General features: G+C 69.6%; 15 protein-coding genes and 1 pseudogene. 5 read left to right on the top strand and 11 right to left on the bottom strand.

Annotated elements, in window-relative coordinates; all coding sequences use genetic code 11:
• Window positions 1–48: 48 nt before the first annotated feature.
• Window positions 49–1,152 (bottom strand): glycosyltransferase family 4 protein, encoded by a 1,104-nt coding sequence (locus tag BSB02_RS12865; protein ID WP_084958984.1) that lies wholly within the window; start codon window positions 1,150–1,152, stop codon window positions 49–51.
• 65 nt (window positions 1,153–1,217) lie between these two features.
• On the opposite strand from BSB02_RS12865, the gene BSB02_RS12860 reads away from it, so the two are divergent.
• From BSB02_RS12860 to BSB02_RS12850, 3 genes are all read left to right on the top strand, one after another.
• Window positions 1,218–2,036, top strand: coding sequence for a PIG-L deacetylase family protein (locus tag BSB02_RS12860; protein WP_240506396.1), 819 nt, complete (start codon window positions 1,218–1,220; stop codon window positions 2,034–2,036).
• Between the two features lie 68 nt (window positions 2,037–2,104).
• Window positions 2,105–3,145: a lysylphosphatidylglycerol synthase domain-containing protein gene (locus BSB02_RS12855; protein ID WP_084958982.1), complete on the top strand. Its 1,041-nt coding sequence runs from the start codon at window positions 2,105–2,107 to the stop codon at window positions 3,143–3,145.
• A 63-nt stretch (window positions 3,146–3,208) separates the two neighbouring features.
• The gene (locus BSB02_RS12850) at window positions 3,209–6,580 is read left to right on the top strand and encodes an ATP-binding protein (protein WP_084958981.1); all 3,372 of its coding nucleotides are present in this window, start codon (window positions 3,209–3,211) and stop codon (window positions 6,578–6,580) included.
• Here the strand turns inward: BSB02_RS12850 and BSB02_RS12845 are convergent.
• Window positions 6,549–7,088 carry a hypothetical protein gene (locus BSB02_RS12845; RefSeq protein ID WP_143590574.1) on the bottom strand — a complete coding sequence of 180 codons (540 nt, stop codon included), beginning with the start codon at window positions 7,086–7,088 and terminating at the stop codon, window positions 6,549–6,551. The genes BSB02_RS12850 and BSB02_RS12845 overlap by 32 nt on opposite strands.
• 50 nt (window positions 7,089–7,138) lie before the next feature.
• Complete coding sequence (locus BSB02_RS12840; RefSeq protein ID WP_240506395.1) at window positions 7,139–7,753, bottom strand: TetR/AcrR family transcriptional regulator C-terminal domain-containing protein; 615 nt, start codon at window positions 7,751–7,753, stop codon at window positions 7,139–7,141.
• A gap of 311 nt (window positions 7,754–8,064) precedes the next feature.
• Between BSB02_RS12840 and BSB02_RS12835 the strand changes: the two genes are divergently transcribed.
• Window positions 8,065–8,643 carry a DedA family protein gene (locus BSB02_RS12835; protein WP_084958979.1) on the top strand — a complete coding sequence of 193 codons (579 nt, stop codon included), beginning with the start codon at window positions 8,065–8,067 and terminating at the stop codon, window positions 8,641–8,643.
• Window positions 8,644–8,817: 174 nt separating this feature from the next.
• Window positions 8,818–9,687, top strand: a complete 870-nt coding sequence (locus BSB02_RS12830; RefSeq protein ID WP_240506394.1) for a D-alanyl-D-alanine carboxypeptidase family protein — start codon at window positions 8,818–8,820, stop codon at window positions 9,685–9,687.
• 47 nt (window positions 9,688–9,734) lie between these two features.
• On the opposite strand, the gene BSB02_RS12825 is transcribed toward BSB02_RS12830, so the two are convergent.
• The 8 genes and pseudogenes from BSB02_RS12825 to BSB02_RS12800 form a co-directional block, all read right to left on the bottom strand.
• The gene (locus tag BSB02_RS12825) at window positions 9,735–10,253 is read right to left on the bottom strand and encodes a type II toxin-antitoxin system RelE family toxin (protein WP_084958978.1); all 519 of its coding nucleotides are present in this window, start codon (window positions 10,251–10,253) and stop codon (window positions 9,735–9,737) included.
• Window positions 10,254–10,255: 2 nt separating this feature from the next.
• Window positions 10,256–10,582 carry a type II toxin-antitoxin system Phd/YefM family antitoxin gene (locus tag BSB02_RS12820; RefSeq protein ID WP_084958977.1) on the bottom strand — a complete coding sequence of 109 codons (327 nt, stop codon included), beginning with the start codon at window positions 10,580–10,582 and terminating at the stop codon, window positions 10,256–10,258.
• Window positions 10,583–10,856: 274 nt separating this feature from the next.
• Window positions 10,857–11,423, bottom strand: coding sequence for an IS3 family transposase (locus tag BSB02_RS42160; protein ID WP_084958976.1), 567 nt, complete (start codon window positions 11,421–11,423; stop codon window positions 10,857–10,859).
• Between the two features lie 38 nt (window positions 11,424–11,461).
• Window positions 11,462–12,022, bottom strand: a pseudogene (locus tag BSB02_RS43490) (transposase); the annotation flags it as partial.
• A 154-nt stretch (window positions 12,023–12,176) separates the two neighbouring features.
• The gene (locus tag BSB02_RS39550) at window positions 12,177–12,890 is read right to left on the bottom strand and encodes a hypothetical protein (RefSeq protein WP_143590570.1); all 714 of its coding nucleotides are present in this window, start codon (window positions 12,888–12,890) and stop codon (window positions 12,177–12,179) included.
• Window positions 12,891–13,094: 204 nt separating this feature from the next.
• Window positions 13,095–13,622 (bottom strand): hypothetical protein, encoded by a 528-nt coding sequence (locus BSB02_RS39545; RefSeq protein ID WP_143590567.1) that lies wholly within the window; start codon window positions 13,620–13,622, stop codon window positions 13,095–13,097.
• 1,246 nt (window positions 13,623–14,868) lie between these two features.
• On the bottom strand, window positions 14,869–15,711 hold the full coding sequence (locus BSB02_RS12805) for a TrmH family RNA methyltransferase (RefSeq protein WP_240506393.1): 843 nt from the start codon (window positions 15,709–15,711) through the stop codon (window positions 14,869–14,871).
• Window positions 15,692–16,462, bottom strand: coding sequence for a DUF4184 family protein (locus BSB02_RS12800; protein WP_084958974.1), 771 nt, complete (start codon window positions 16,460–16,462; stop codon window positions 15,692–15,694). Before BSB02_RS12800 ends, BSB02_RS12805 begins: the two co-directional genes overlap by 20 nt.
• Window positions 16,463–16,615: the final 153 nt, after the last annotated feature.

Here is a 16,615-nt window from a genome sequence, read left to right as displayed (position 1 = left end):
CTCCCGGCCCTGAAGGACCGGGCTTCCTCCGGTGGTCTAGGTGAGAGCTCAGCCGCGCCGGGCGACCGCCTCGGCGTAGCAGCGGTCGAAGCTGTCCAGCACGACCGGCCAGGACCCGGCCGTGGGCTCCGCCGCCCGGTTGTGCGCGGCGATCGACGCACGCAGCTCCCCGTCGGCCGCCAGGCGCGTCACGCACGCCACCAGCTCGGCGAAGGAGCGCCCCAGCAGCCCCTCCCGGCCGTGCCGGACGAAGTCGGCCACGCCGCTCTGGGCCCGCGCCACGACCGGCAGCCCGGCCGCGCGGGCCTCCAGGGCGGCGATGCCGAACGACTCGCGCGGCGCGGGCGCGACGAACACGTCGGCCGAGGCCAGCACCTTGGCGATCTGCTCGCGCGTGTAGCGCCCGGGCAGCGAGACCCATCCGGTCATGCCGTGCCTGGCCAGGTAGCGCTCCATCGACCCGCGCGCCGGGCCGTCGCCGATCACCGTGGCGCGCAGCGGGACGCTCGCGGGCACCCCGGCGCGCACCCGGCGCAGCAGCTCCAGCAACCGCACCGGCTGCTTGCGCGGCGCCAGGCGGCCCACCGCCACGATGTGCACCTCGCCGTCGTGCGCGGCCGGCGCCGTCGTGGCCCGCCAGCCCGACAGGTCCAGCCCGTTGGAGACCACGTGGACCGGCACCCGGCGGCCCGCCACCGCCCTGATCGGCGCGGCGGCGGCCGTGCTGACCGCGGTGCCCACCAGGCCCCAGCGGTGCCAGCCGTACGCGAGCCTGAGCAGCCGGTAGACGCCCGCGGTGACCGGGTCCCACATGCTGTGCACGGTCACCACGACGGGCAACCCGGCCCGTACGGCGGCGCGGACCCCCATCCAGGCGAACGGCGAGACCGCCCCCGTGTGGACGTGGACCACGTCGGGACGCCGCAGCGCCATGAGCCGGGTCAGCCGCCCCACGCCGCGGGGGTGGACGGGCAGGTCGAACGGCACGCGGGCGACGATCCTGTGCACGCCGGCCAGGGCCTCCCCCCTGGTCGCCGTGGCGACCTCCACCTCGTGCCCGCGCTCGCGCTGCATCCTGACCAGATCGGCCACCTGCACCTCGATGCCGCCCAGCCGGGGCAGGTAGCAGTCGCTCACGTGAAGGATCCGCACTCGATCCACCCTACTGAGCGTCCAACCCGGCGGCCCCGCCCGTGGCCTGTCAGTAATCTGGGCTCGTGCCTCCACGTACCGCTGTGTTCTTCCACGCCCACCCCGACGACGAGGCCCTGCTGACCGCCGGGACCATGGCCATGCTGGCGGCGGAGGGACACCGCGTGGTCCTGGTCGTCGCGACGGCCGGCGAGCGCGGCCTGGCGGATCTGGAGCCGGGCGAGCAGCTCGGCAAGCAGCGGCTCAAGGAGCTGTACGAGTCGGCCGCGGTGCTCGGCTGCGCGCGGGTGGAGTGCCTGGGCTACGGCGACTCGGGGCTCAGCCCGACCGGCGGGGTGGCGGCCGAGCGGCCGGGCAACGCCTTCATCGACGCCGACACCGAGGAGGCGGCGGGGAGGCTGGCGGCGATCCTGCGGGAGGAGGAGGCCGGCCTGCTCACGATCTACGATCCGGCGGGCGGGTACGGGCATCCTGACCACGTGCAGGTGCACCGGGTGGGCAGGCGGGCGGCCGAGCTCGCGGGGACCCCGGTCGTGCTGGAGGCCACCGTCAACCGGGATCCGCTGGTCAGGGCGCTGCGGCTGGCCGGGCGGTTCTACCGGTTCCCGCCGGACTTCGACCCGCGCGTCTTCGAGAGCGCCTACACGCCGGGGGCGGAGATCACGCACCGGGTGAACGTGCGGCGCTACGCGAGGCAGAAGCGCGCGTCGATGGCGGCGCACGCCTCGCAGGCGGCCGGTGGCGACGGCGAGCGCACGCTGGCCGTGATGCTCAGGATTCCGGGGCCGTTGTACCGGCTGGTGTTCGGGACCGAGTGGTTCGTGCGCCGCGACCTGCCTCCGGGGACGCGCCTGCGGCATCCCTTCGACGCCTTTCCGTCCTAGGCTCCGTCCTAGGCCGGCCCCGCCCTGCCGTACCCGCGCGAGGGGATCACCCGGCAGACTGGGGGACGATGAAGAACTCCTGGCTGCAGATCGCGCTGTCCGTCCTGTCCCTGGCGCTGGCGGCGACGCTGGTGGTCTACCTGCCCCAGATCGTCCAGGCGCTCACCGGCAAGCCCGTGTCCTGGACGGAGATCGGCAGGGAGTTCGCCGCGCTGAACCCGGCCGTGATCGGCCTGATGGCGGTCACCTGGCTGGGGAGCCTGCTGGCCTACACCTTCGTGCTCACCAACTCCCTGCCCGGCCTGACCCACATGCAGGCCCTCACCCTCAACGCCGCCGGCAGCGCGGTGAGCAACCTGCTGCCCTTCGGCGGCGCGGCGGGCGTGGCGCTGACGTTCGCCATGACGCGGGGCTGGGGCTTCGCCAACCGCCCGATCGTGGTCATGACGCTGGTCAGCGGCGTGTGGAACATGCTGTTCCGCTTCCTGCTGCCCGCCGTCGGCATCATCGCGCTGCTGATCGCCGGGGTGGTCCCCGATCCCGAGGTGGCCAGGCTGGCCTGGACGGGAGCGCTGTCCCTGCTCGGCCTGGTCGCCGTGCTCGCGGCGGCGATCTACTGGGACCGCGCCGCGCAGCTGCTCGGCCGCGGCCTGGACAAGGTGACGCCCCGGCGCTTCCACGTCGCCGAGGCGCTCCACAAGCTGCGCGCCGACATCGCTGGCATCGTCAGGACCCGCTCGCCCGGCCTGTCCGCCGGCATGGCGGCGTTCCTGGCCTTGCAGTGGCTCATCATGATCGAATGTCTGCATGCGACGGGCGCCTATCCCGGCCTGGCGCAGTCGGTCGCCGTGTTCGCGGTCTCGCGTGTCCTCACCAGCGCGTTGGTGACGCCGAGCGGAGCGGGCATCATGGAAGGAGGGGTGGTGCTGCTGTTGACGCAAGTCTTCGGGGTGGCCGCCGCTTCCGCGACCGCCGCCGCGTTGCTCTTCGGCTTTTGGACCTACACAATCGAGATCCCCTTCGGTGGCCTGGCGCTGGGGGGGTGGGCCCTGTTTCGCAGGCGGGGCGGCCGGGCCGCGACCGCAGAACCGGTGAGGGCCGAACAGTGAGTGACCAGAACGAAACAAAGACCTTGTGCGTGCTTCACGGGCCCGCATAGCGTGGCGGCTGACATGATGGCGTTCCGGGTTCTGGGCCCAGTCGAGGCGTATGACAGCGACACCGGCGACGAGATCGACCTCGGCGGGCTGCGTCAGCGTGCCGTCCTGGCACGCCTGCTCGTGGCCAGAGGGCAGGTCGTGCCGGTCGACACGCTGCTGTACGACCTGTGGTCCGACGACGCCGCCAAGGGCGCCCAGTCGGGGCTCCAGGTCTACATCTCACGGCTGCGCCGGGTGCTGGAGCCCGGCCGGCCCCGCGGCGGCCCCAACCGGCTGCTGGTCACCGTCGCGTCCGGCTACGCGCTGCGGGTCGCGCCCGAGCAGGTCGACGCGCTGATGTTCGAGCAGCTCGTGCGCGCGGCCGGCGAGCACCTGGAGCACGACGACCCGCAGTCCGCCCGCCTCCGGCTGGAGAAGGCGCTGGGGCTGTGGCGCGGCACGCCGTACTCCGACTTCGCCGACCAGCCCTGGGCGGAGGCGGAGGTCAACCGGCTGGCGGAGCTGCGGCTGGTGGCCCGCGAGCGGCTGGCCGACGCCGGGCTGCGGCTGGGCCTGCACGCCGAGACCGTGCCCGACCTGGAGGCCATGACCACCGAGCATCCGCTGCGCGAGGAGGGCTGGCGGCTGCTGGCGCTGGCGCTGTACCGCTGCGGCCGGCAGGGCGACGCGCTGGCCTCGCTGCGCCGCGCGCGCACCATCCTGGCCGACGAGCTGGGCATCGACCCGGGGCCCGCGCTGCGGAAGATGGAGTCCGACATCCTGGCCCAGTCGCCGGAGCTGGAGCTGACCCACAAGCCGGTACGGCAGGCGCCCCCGCCGGTCAGCGAGACCTGGCCGCCCCGCCCGTCGGTCCCGGTCGAGCCGCCTCCGCTGGAGCCCGAGCCGTTCGTCGGCCGCGACGCCGAGCTGGGCAGGCTGCTGGCGGCGGCCGGCCGTACTGGAAGGTTCCAGGCGGCGATCGTCACGGGCGACGCGGGCGCGGGCAAGACCACGCTGGTGCGCCAGCTGGAGAGCCGGCTGACCGCCGACGGCTGGCGCGCCGCCTCCGGCGCGTGCCCCGACTCCAGCGCCACCCCGCCGGGCTGGGCGTGGGTGCAGATCCTGCGCAGCCTCATCGACGCGACCGGCCCCGGCGAGTACGGCGCGCTGCTGGCGCCCATGCTCGACGACGCCGAGCCCGACCCGGAGGACGACGAGGTGTCGGGCGGCTTCCGGCTGCACCGGGCGGTCGGCGGCTACCTGGCGGGCGTCGCGCGCAAGACCCCGGTGCTGCTCACGCTGGAGGACCTGCACTGGGCCGACGACCAGACGCTCGCGCTGCTGCGCGCGCTGCCCAGCCTCCTGGCCACCAGCCGTGTCATGCTCGTGGTGACCTGCCGCGACAGCGAGCTCGACGACCGGCAGACCGACGTGCTGGCCTCGCTGGCCCGGCTGAGCCCGGTCCGGGTGGCGTTGTCGGGCCTGGACCCCAAGGCCGCGGCCGAGCTGGTCAGGGCCACGTGCGTGCGGGAGCTCGACGAGCAGGCCGTCGAGTCGATCGTCGAGCGCACGGGCGGCAACCCGTTCTTCGTCAGGGAGACCGTCCGCCTGGTCGACGCCGAGCGCGCCGACCCGTCGGAGGTGCTGTCGCAGGTGCCGTCCGGGGTGCGCGACGTGCTGCGGCGGCGCATCTCCCGGCTGCCGCAGGAGGCGCAGCAGATCCTCCTGCAGGCCGCGGTCATCGGCCGCGACGTGGACGTGGACATCCTGGTCGACGTCGCCAAGGACGCCGGCAAGGACGAGGACGCCGTGGTCGACGCGGTCGAGGCGGCGATCCTGGCCGGCCTGGTCGCCGAGCCGGGGCCGGGCCAGCTGCGCTTCGACCACGACCTGGTGCGCGACACGATCTACAACGACGCCTCGCGGCTGCGCCGCACCCGGCTGCACCTGGCCGTGGCCAACGCGATCGAGCAGCGCCACCCCGGGGACGTGGCCGCGCTGGCGCACCACTACTTCGCCGCCGACGCCGCCGACAAGGCCGTCCACTACGCCAAGCTGGCCGCCGAGCAGGCCGAGCGCCGCTTCGCGCACCGGGAGGCGGCCCAGCTGTGGGGGCAGGCGCTGGCCGCCTTCGACCGCACCGGGCGCGACATGCGCGAGCGGCTGAACCTCATGCTGGGCCAGATCAGGGCGCTGGCCATCTGCGGCGACATGACGGCGGCGCGGCGGCTGCGGCGCGAGGCCATGGACCTGGCGCTGCCGCTGGGCGACCAGGTGCTCACCGCGCGGGTGGCCGCCTCGCTGGCGGTGCCGCACAAGGGCATGGCGCGCGACTTCACCCGCACGGCGTGGGAGATCGTCGACGTCACCGAGCGGGCGCTGATGGAGCTGCCCGAGGAGGAGCAGACGCTGCGCGCCAGCCTGCTGACCACGCTGGCGCTGGAGCTGGAGGGCTCCTCCTCGCCGGAGCGGGGGCGGCAGGCGTCGCTGGAGGCGCTGGAGCTGGCCCGGCAGAGCGGCGACCCGGCGCTGCTGGCCGCGGCGCTCAGCGGGCGGCTGCGCCAGTCCTACGACATCCCCGCGGTCGACATGCGGGAGAACATCGGCCGCGAGCTGCTGGAGGTGGCCCGCAGCTCGGGCCAGATGGAGGTGCAGGCCCTGGCCCACCTGGTGCTGCTGGAGTGCGCGGCCGCCCGCGGCGACTTCGCCGAGTCCGACGAGCACGCCAAGCACGCCGAACGGCTGGCCCGGCAGTACGACATGTCGGCTCCGGCGGCCGTGGTGGCCTGGTACTCCGGCATGAAGCTCATGATCGCGGGCGACTACGCGGGAGCGGAGAGCGCCTACCGGGAGGCAGCCAGGATGACGGCCCGGGCCGGCATGCTGGAGGGCCGCCAGGACCTGCCGCTGATCACCACGTTCTGCCTGCACCTGGTGCAGGGCAAGGCGGCCGAGACCGTCGACCTGCTGGCCGAGGCCCACCAGCGGGGCGCCAAGTGGACCCTCGACGCCTACGCGGTGGCCCTGGCCAGCGCCGGGCACCTGGCCGACGCCAAGGCGGTGGCCAGCGTGCGCCCGCCCGTGCGGCCCGACTTCCTCTACGAGCTGGCCATGACCTGGCGGGCGCTGGCGGGCATGCTGCTGGAGGACCGCGAGCGCATGGTCGACTGCTACGACAAGCTGGGGCCGTTCTCCGACCGCATCGCGGGCGCCGGCACGGGCGTGGTGGCCCTGTGGCCGGTCGCGCTGACGCTGGGAGACCTCGCCGTACGGCTGGGCCAGCCCGAGGAGGCCCGGCGGCACTACGTCAAGGCGCTGGAGGTGGCCGAGCGGGTCGGGGTGGAGCGCTGGGTGGAGGCGGCCAGGCGGGCGCTCAGCAGCTCACCTGGAAACGGTCGCTCCTGAGCGTCTTGCCGCCGCGCACGGCCAGCTCGATGCGGTACCAGCCGGGGTTGTCGGCCACGACGGCGCGCCATTCGAGGGTCTCGCTCGCACCGCCGAACCCGGCGTAGTCGGCCACGTGCGTGCGCCACTCGCGGGCGGTCGGGCTCCAGCGGGACAGGCGCCAGCCGTACAGGGCGGTCCCGTCGGGGTCGGGGTTGAGAAGGACCGTGCGCGCGGTCAGCGTCCGGCGGCACGGGCCGGCCGCGGCCGAGGTGACCGTGATCGTGCCGGGGGTCGCGGGCGGTTCCGCTGTCACGGTGACCTGGCCGGTGGCCTGCGCGGTTGCCTGCGCGGTTGCCTGGGTGGTGGTCGCCTGGGTGGTCAGCGTGAGGGCGTTGGCGGGGGCCGAGTCGGCGCTGCCGTACGCGGACAGACCGGCGTACGCGCCCGCGAAGGCCAGGGTCGCCACGACGAGCCTGACGGCGTGGCCCGCGCCGGTGGCCAGGACGGCCGCGCTTCTCGACACCATGATCAACACCTTCCCTTTCACCTTCAGGTGTAGGGGAAGGCGGTTGAGCGCTACTTGTCCGCCGCTTGCAGCCGGGTGATCGAGGAGATCAGCAGGTCCAGGCCGAACTCGAAGTCGGCGTCGTGGTCGTCGGCGACCAGCTCCCCGGCCAGGGCGCGCACCCGCCTGAACTCCTGGCCGGGCAGCTCCGCAGGCAGATGCTTGATCATTTGCTGGAACATGGTCTCGCGGGCGATGGTGCCGACGGCGTAGGAGATGAGCGCGCGCATGATCCGCACGGCGGTCGGGCCGTCGAACCCGGCGTCCTCGGCGATGGCCAGGGCGTGCTCGACGGGGCGCAGCGCGCTCGGCGAGGCGGCCTGCCGGGTGAGCGCGAGCTGGACGCAGCGCGGGTGGGCGCGTGCCACGCCGCGGAAGGCGCGGACCAGGGTCCGGCCGCGGTCCTGCCAGGAGGCGCCGGGCTCGTCGGCGAAGTCCAGCGCCGACATCACCCGCTCGGCCACGCCGTCGAGCAGCGCGTCTTTGCTCGGCACGTGGTTGTACAGGGACATGGCCGCCACGCCCAGCTCGGCGCCCACGCGGCGCATGGACACGGCCGCGACGCCCTCCCGCTCGATGAGGTCCGCGGCGACGTCGAGGATGCGCTCCCGGCTCAGCCTCTTCACCGGACAATCCTATTGACCTGCGTTGCAAGCGTGATGGCTGAGGTGATCATCCGGTGCGGCGGCCGCACGCTGGCGCCTCGCGCCGGCGTCCATCCCGGCTGCTGGCGGGCGGCCTTGAGCCAAGGAGGCACCGGCGGCTTCGGTAAGCGCGCATCGCCGTGCTGTCATAGCGTGGACCCTGCGCGGGGCGATCGCGTCCTTTGCGGAGATCGGCCTGATCGACGACCGGGGAGGCGGGTGTGGCACCGGTTCGGGTCATCAAATAAGGTAAGCCTGACCTAATGTATAGCTAGGGGTGGTGATGCACTGCCATGACAGCCTTTGTAGCCATCCCTGGCCGGATCTTGAGCGTCATTCCCGACCGGATCTTGAGCGTCATCCCCGACCGGATCTTGAGCGTCATCCCCGACCCCACCCGGGCGTACTGGTTCGGCCTGCCGTTCTGGCTGTGGGTCCTGCTGGGCGCGATCGCCCTCTTCGGAGCGTTCCAGGCGTACTACTGGATCGGCTACAAGCTGGGCGAGAAGCTGTATGAGTCGCGCCTGGGCAAGCGCCTGCCGCGGGAGCAGATCCGCAAGGTGGAGCGGGTCGTGGAGAAGTGGGGCGCGCTGGCGGTCTATGCGTGCTTCTGGGTGCCCGTGCTCCGGCACACGCTTCCGTGGGTCGCGGGCGTGCTGCGCGTGTCGTACCCCTGGTATGTGGTGGCGAGCGCGCTGGGGTGCCTGACGTGGGTGCCGGTGACGTCCTTCGCGCTGTACGGGGTGATCTGGGGGTGGCTGCAGCTCGCGGCGCACTCGCCCGTGATCGCGGGGATCGTCGCGGTCGTGGCGGTCACCGTGGTGGTGGGGGTGGTGAGCTGGCGGAGGCGGCGGAAGGCGCTCGTGCCCTGATATTTCTCGATTTGTCACGATGCGCCGGTCCTTGGGGCGGATGAACCTCCCTGACACCTTCCCGGCACCTTCCCGGCACGACGATCTTCCCGTTTGCCGCAGATGACGATCATTTACCCACGTCACCCGCGTGTTTCCCGGATTGCCGGGTCAAGTTCCTGCCATCCTGGCGCCATGCGCATGGGGGCATTGATCCGCGTTCTGTTGTGCGCCTTGGTGTGCACGCTCGCCGGCTTCGCCGTACCCACCGCGGCCTCGCCCGCGCGGGCGGAGGCGAGAGCAGGTGTGCAGGCCGGAGCGCCGCCGGTCGCCGCCCGGGCCGCCTACGTCGCCGACTCCGAGGGCACGGTGCACGTCGCCAAGCGGGCCGACCGCAGGACGGCGGTGGCGAGCCTGGTGAAGATCATGACGGCGTACGTGGTGCTGCGCGAGGCCGAGCTGGACGACGTCGTCAGGGTGACCAGGGCCGACGTACGGCACGCGGCGGCCAACGGCGCCACGGCCGCGGCGCTGCGTGCGGGCGAGCGGCTGACCGTGCGCGACCTGCTGTACGGGCTCATGCTGCCCTCCGGGGCCGACGCCGCCAACGCGCTCGCCAGGACGTACGGCCCCGGCAAGGCGGCCTTCGTCGCCAAGATGAACGCCGCGGCCAGTGCCCTCGGCCTGCACGACACCCGCTACGCCAACGCCGACGGGCTGCCCTCCAGCGGCTACTCCACGGCCGCCGACCAGGTCAAGCTGGCCCAGGCGGCGTTGCGGCAGCCGGAGTTCCGCGCGATCGTCGGGCGGCAGGTGTACCGCGTGGCGAAGACGACGTGGCATTCCGCGCACGTCTGGAGGAACACCAACAAGCTGTTCGGGATGAGCGACGGGGTGATCGGCGTCAAGACCGGCTACACGCGCGCGGCCGGGTACTGCCTGCTGTTCGCCGCCGAGCGTGACGGCGTGCAGGTCGTCGGGGCGCTGCTGGGCGATCAGGACTCGCGCCGTTTCGCCACGGCCGCCAGGCTGCTGGACTACGCCTTCCCGCGCGTCGCCGCGTGACGGGCCGTTAAGGCATAGCAGGTCGCTCTTCAGCCAATACGTCTTGGCTAGCGCGGGTTTGACCGAAAGTCGGCCCACAGGTCTACCGCCTTCTGGAGATCCAGAGCGGCGACCTCCTCCCGCGACATCCCGACGGTGTAGATCAAGCGGTCCGCAAGCCAATCCGGAACCGGTTCCCTGGAGGGCGATCGATCGACCCGGAGGTGATCGGCCAGGGCGCCCAGGCGCTCAATGATCTGACCGAGCCGCACCACCTCGGGACGACTCTTCCCGGCGGCACGGACCCTGGCCGCGGCCTCGGCGTACACCTCCGCGTCGGCTCTTTCGCCCACGGCCCATATCTCGCAGATCTCGACCGACTTGTCCTCGGTGATCCGATAGACGACTCGCCAGGTGCTACGCCCGACCACAAGCTTGCGGAAGCAGGTCAGCTCCCCGCCCAAGGGATAGCCGGCCTCGGGATTCTCGAGCAGAAGAAGAATCTTCTTGAGCACCTTGGGCACCGCGTCGGGACCGATCCGCCGGAGATCGTCAACGGCGGCGGCCGTGAAGACGACGTCGGCCATGCCTACTCATCGTCCCCATCGTTCTCATCGTCCGGCATCGCGGCCAGCGACTCCCGGGTGTGCCCGAAGGCGCCGAGCACGTCGTCGAGCGGGATCCGCTCCCCCGTGTCGGTGATGGCGCGTGCGAGCACCAGCGCCAGGTCCCGCAGGTCGGCCGCCGTCTCCTCCAGCTCCTTCAGCCGCCGGATGCCGACAACCGCCGCCACCGGCCGATGCCGGCGGGTCACCACCAGGTCGGCCCCCTGCTCGGCGTCGGCAACCAAACGCGCAACGCCGCGCTGGGCGGCCTCCGTGACGCTCAGTTCGGTGGCGTCGTGCAGCATGGCCATACAGCTACTGTATAGGAATCTGCACAGGAGTTCGACCGTCTTGACCCAGAGAGAAGGCGCCTCCGCACGTAGGCGCTGGGGATTCTCGCCCTGAGTAGCGAATGTCCTCGGCGACTTGAAGGACGAGGCCAGCCTGAACGATCGCGGTTGCTCGACGGGGCAGCAGAGCTTGGCCAGCACGAATGATCCCTACCGAGCATGCTGCTTGAACCGATCCGGTTTTCGTGGAGGCTAAGGTGTGCCCCGAGTTTGGTGGAGTCGCGTTCCTGGATTGTCATGCCACGGTGGACGTGTTCTCGAACTGTATCGGGGTGAGCATGCCCAGGCTGCTGTGCCGTCGTTGCCGACGGTGCCAGATCTCCAGGTATTCGAAGATCGCGTTGGCGAGCTCGATGCGGGTGTTCCAGCGCTGACGGTCCAGGAGTTCGACCTGCGTCCGGGACCAGAACGACTCCATCATGGCGTTGCCGGAGCAGTCCCCGACGCTGCCTATCGACGGCAGCAGGCCGCAGTCCTTGGCCCGCCGGGTGAAGCCCCGGGAGCCGAATTGCACCCCCTGGCCGGAGTGGATGATCGTTCCTGCGAGTGGCGTGCGGTTGTCGATGGCCACGCCTGGGGCGCTGGTCACCAGGGTGGCGGTCTGGGTGGAGTCGATCGACCAGCCGGCCACCCGGCGGGAGTAGGCGTCCAGTACCACGCAGCAGTACACCTTGCCCTCGCGCGTCGGGTGTTCGGTGATGTCGGTGACCCACAGCTGGTCTGGCCCGGTCCGGGTGAAGGCCCGCTCGACCAGGTCGGTGGCAATGTCGGTGGCAATCTGGCCGGCTGGGTGCGCCGCCACGTGGGCCGGCCGCTGAGGCCTTCCGGCCCGGCCCGGCGCATGAGCAGCTCCACCGCGCCGTGGCTGACCGGCACCTGGTGGCCCAGGAGCAGTTCGGCGTGTACCCGCCGGGCTCCGTAGGTGCCGCGGGAGTGCTGATGGATCTGCCGGATCAGGTTGGTCGGCCAGGCGTGCTGGATGCTCCGCGGCGAGGGCGGCCGGCCCCGCCAGGCGTAGTAGCCGGACACCCACAGCCGGACACCGACACAGCCAAGACCCGGCAGGCCACCTCGACCGGGATGCCTTCGCCGGCCATCACGGCGATGGCTTCGAACCGTCTTTTGGGGTGCCGCCTCGCGGATCAGCTCGATCGCCCGGCAGGTGGCCTGCAGTTCGGTCTCTGACTCGGCGATGCGCCGTTTGGCGGCCGCCGGCTCGGCCTTCTCACCGCTGGTCAGGCCTGGCTCCAGGCCGCGGTCGATGCGGTCTTGACGCCGCCAGGTGTAGATCGTCTGGGTGCTGATGTCCAGGTTGCGGGCCAGCTCGGTGGCCGTGCCGCCCGCCTCCAGCAGATCCAGTACCCTGCGCCGGAACTCCGGCGGGTAGCCCCGTCGTCCCATGCCACTTCCTCTCATCAAGTGGCACAAGAATCCAGAAATCCGCCTCCACTCAAGCCGGGGCACACCATCCCGCCGCTCACGCTTCAAGATCGCAAGAATGGCCAGAGTCGAGCCTGCTCGTAAACCAAGTGCCGTCCAGCAATTTAGTTTCCGGTTAGGAGACTTCAGCGTCGGCGACTATCGCTGATGCAACAGCCGGCTCTTTGAGAATTCTCACTATCGCCTCCGGGGTGTTCTGCACGACGATTCCATGGATACGGACGTTCTCTGCCTGCTCTTGCAGCTCCGAGAGACTCAGACCGAGGGTCCCAAGCGCAGCGCTGTCACTGGCGCGCAGCTGTGATACCCATTTTTGGAAGCTAGCCGTAGCGGACTGCACTTTATGACAGAAGTCAAAGCCGCGGCGGCTCGCACAGGAAAGACCGGCGGTTCCCCAATCCCAGCTAATCGGGTTTTCATCACTGCCTCGAGGGGCAAATAAGAATACCTCCGGATTTGAGGCAAACGTTCTCACCTCAGCCTCAGCGAGTGGCTTTACCAGCCTGACTACAACCTTTATCGTCGCATTGGCGTTGAGCTTGCCGATGACTTTTATTTGCTGAGCTTTCTGTGGCCAGTCCTGCGCGTTCCCGAGAGATTGAATTGCATCAGTCATCCTCCACGGCCCGAGATTGGAAATGATAGAAGCTTGAGCGGCGAGATCCACCGTAAACATGGGGCGCAGCGAATTGACGCTGACCAGCCTCGGCGAAACGCCAATCCAAGGAAGGAATTCCACACCATACTTCTCGTTGAAGCATGCATGATTGGAGTCATAGGCTGACCAGCTGACACTATAGTCGGGATAGGCAACCGACAGGGCGGTCATCTGAACGAGCCTGAATCTCTCGCACGAGAATGATAATCTGCTCGATTGGTCTGGCCTAGTTAAGAACAGTACGGCGGCAGCCGACAGTAGTATGGCTATAGCGGCGATGCCGAGCTTCCTCATCCCTAGCCTCCTGGCTAGATTGTCATGATGCCGGTTTGATCTCTTCATTCAAGAAAGCATGCCCTCCCCGAAGGCGTTACATTAGCGCACCTCGCCTACTACAGCGATGCCCGATACAAGTTCACTCTTCGAGGAAAGCAGGCGGAGCACAGCGGCGGTCTGCCAAGTTACAAATCCGTAAATGCGGCCTTCGGCCGATGCCCGCTGGAGGACGTCTGCCTGCAATCCGATCTTGGCAAGATCTACCTGATCATCGGTGGAGAGGCTTGCCACCCATCGTTGGAATTGAGTTACAAGCTTGCGCTCCGCACCGCCCGCACAGGCGTCAAACCCGCGTGCCTGGCAAATTGTTGTGTGATCCCATGAGAGCGGTTTTCTGCCGGAAGCACTTGGAGATAAGAGAACCGTGTCCACCCATCCCGTCCAGAGCTTTCGCAGTTCGTCTTCTGTCATGGGCTTCCTGAGGTAGACGACTGCAAGATATGGGTTCTCCGCCGGTAGTGACGCCAGCCTCGCGGTCATTGCCTCTGGCAGGCTCAGGGCGCCAGCGAACCGGAGGGTCTCGGTCATTCTCCAACTCGGAAGACTCGATGGCAGTTGCTCGCTCATGGGACGCCGATAGTCGACCCATGTGACCACCGATGGAGATCCGTCGCCTCGCGCGGTACGTGCGCCGACTCTCAGAACAGCCCCGCCGACACCGGAAGGGCACTCTCTGTCAGGTGCCGGGAAGTCCACTCGATAATCCGGATTTTGAACGGCGAGCCCGTTCAACAGGACCCGACGAAACTTGTCACATTCGATGGCCCAGTTCTTCGGCCTCTGCCGCTCTCCCGGGAGACCGGCAGAAGGTTGCCGGATAAGCAACAGCAGAGTAGTTGTCGCGGCGACGATGGCTGCAAGCGCAGCAATGGATGCCCTTTGAGCGCCTGGACGCGAAAATAACACCTGACGAATCCTACTGCAAACATGATGGTTGCCGGAGGTACGAAGACGATGGTCCCGGACAGTTTCCTGAGCCCCGCCTTCATTTACTGAGTTTAACGTGTGAAGTTACAATGGCTTGAGGGTCAGGCCGGTCCCGGCCAGACAGCCGTCGATCGCCCTGGCTCTCGAACCAGGGCGATCGTGTACCCGACACTACGCATTCAACCTGTGGACCCCCACATGGGGGTGATTTCCACCACGTCGTCCTCGACCACGTGATCGGCGGTGCCTCAGCTCCTCGCTTCGAGGGCGGAAAGAACACTTTCTCGACATCACCGTGCCAAGCTGCCTCCACTTCTCCGGGGGTCAGTGGGCGCTCGAACCAAGCGACGGCGGTCACCCAGAAGGGGCCACGCACACCCGCCAGCATGTCCTCGACAGGCTCTGTCTTGAACGCGAGCCTCCTGTAGGCGACGGTGATGCGCGAACTCCACAGTGTAGGCAGTCTGATGGAGCCACCCGGGAGCAGCTCGCTCGTCGTCTCGAAGCGGAGATCACTGCCCAGCTGGCCTGGCCGGGGTGACAGAACCAGCCGCAGCCTGCCCCCCTGATCCGAAAGTTCGGCGTCCTCCTGGCGCGATTCCAGAAAGTCGATCGCGTAGTCAGGGTTTGCTGAGGCGAAGCCGTTCACCAGAACTCGCCAAATGTCGTGGATGGTGTGTCTGTCCCGCCAAAAGCTCTCGGAAGGCGTTGGATGGGTGATTACGTAGGTGCCCACAGCGGCCAGCGCGACCACGACCACAGCGATGATCACGCTCCAGTGGCGAGCCTTGGCTCTCGCAGCTGACAACCTGACTCCACAGAGCTGAGGGTGGCAGAAAACGATGTGCGAGTCATCGCACGAATTGGCCTCCGAGCTCCATACGTTTCACGAGCTCCAATCCGACGACCGCATCAGCCCGTGGCATGCGATCGCGGCCGCGGCGACGACGTTGAGCGAGTCGACTCCCGCCTCCATGGCGGCCGGGCTCATCGGGATGCACACCGCCTCATCGGCCTCGTGCAGCCACCGCGAGGACAGCCCGTCCCCCTCCGACCCCAGCAAAAGAGCCACCCGCTCCCCCAGCTTCACCCTGTCGACAGGCGTCGCACCCTGATCCGGCGTCAACGCCAGCAGCCGGTACCCCGCCTCCCGGACCTCCCCCAACCCCGCATACCAGTCGGCCATCCGCGCGTACGGGATCGCGAACACCGCCCCCATCGACACCTTCACCGCCCGCCGATACAGCGGATCAGCGCACCGCGGCGACAGCACGATCCCATCCACCCCCAGCGCCGCCGCACACCTGAAGATCGCGCCGACGTTCGTATGGTCCACGATGTCCTCGAGGACCACGACCCGCGTCGCCTTCCCGATCACCTCGGACACCGAGGGCAGCGGCAGCCGTTCCATCGAGGCCAGCGCGCCCCGGTGCACCTGGAACCCGGCGATGCGCGACATCAGCTCGTCGCTCACCAGGTAGACCGTCGCTCCCCCGAGCACGTCGGCCAGCGGCTTGAGCCACCGCTCCGTGGTGAGCACCGAGCGGATCGGGTGACCGGAGGCGATCGCCCGCCTGATCACCTTCTCGCCCTCGGCCAGGAACAGCCCCCGTTCGGCCTCCAGGCTCTTGCGCAGCTCGACGTCCCGCAGGCTGGTGTAGTCCGCCAGGCGGGGATCGTCGAAGTCGGTGACGTACTCGATGACGTACTCAGCGCGCGCTTGACCCACGCCTTGAATACTGCCAGTGCCATCCGGCCGCGTAGGCCAGGAGCACGACGGCCGGGCCCACGAGCGTGCCGGCGCCGACCTTGGTGATCACGGCGGGGAGGCCGAAGAGCGGGTTCGGCTCGTCCACCAGCGGCCACAGGAGCGCGCCCGCGACCATGCCGGCGCCGCACGCCGCCAGCATCACCCGTCTGAGGCGGGCGGTGGTGGACAGGTGCGCGGGTACGGCGGCGCCCGCCATCCGCGACAATCCCCGCCACACCCACCACCCGACGATGGCCAGGCCGGCGACCGACGAGATGTACTGCAGCAGGCGGAAGACGCTGATCACACCGAGCACGCGATCGTCGAGCCAGCTCCAGCCCCAGATCTCGATGGCGTAGGAGTGGGTGAAGGAGTCCCACAGGACGTGGGTCGCGGCGCCGGCGGCGGCCCCCGCGACGACGGGAAGCGGGCGGAAGTCCCGGCGCAGCGTGGCGGCCCGCCCGGCGAGCGCCGGAGGCAGCAGTGAGATCAACGGCTCCCACAACACCTGCTGGACCAGCCCGAGGACCACGATCACGGCGACCACGTCGATCGTCACCACGCCGTGGACGCTGTGCCAGTCGTCGTAGTCCGGCAGGAAGGGCAGGAAGATCGGCATGTCGGGAATCATCGCGCCGATCACCAGCGCCCACGGGTCGAGCCAGCGACGCGCCCGGCCCGAGGACACCAGCGGCAGCACGGCCGCCACATGGGCCGGAGTGAACGGCATGGCCGCAATCTACCCAACTCGCCCCTACCCTGACGGCCCATGTTCTGCCCGGGTTCGCCCAGCCGGCCCTCATGATGCGACACGTCAGGAAGTTATCCACAGCCGCCGGCCAACCCGGGCTGGAAACGCTGCGTAATCGCTAATGTGCATATC

It is taken from the genome of Thermoactinospora rubra, from assembly GCF_002093975.1.
GTDB classification, from domain to species: domain Bacteria; phylum Actinomycetota; class Actinomycetes; order Streptosporangiales; family Streptosporangiaceae; genus Nonomuraea; species Nonomuraea rubra_A.
Note: the sequence above shows the minus strand (reverse complement) of the source record. Positions and strands in the feature narration are given on the sequence as shown.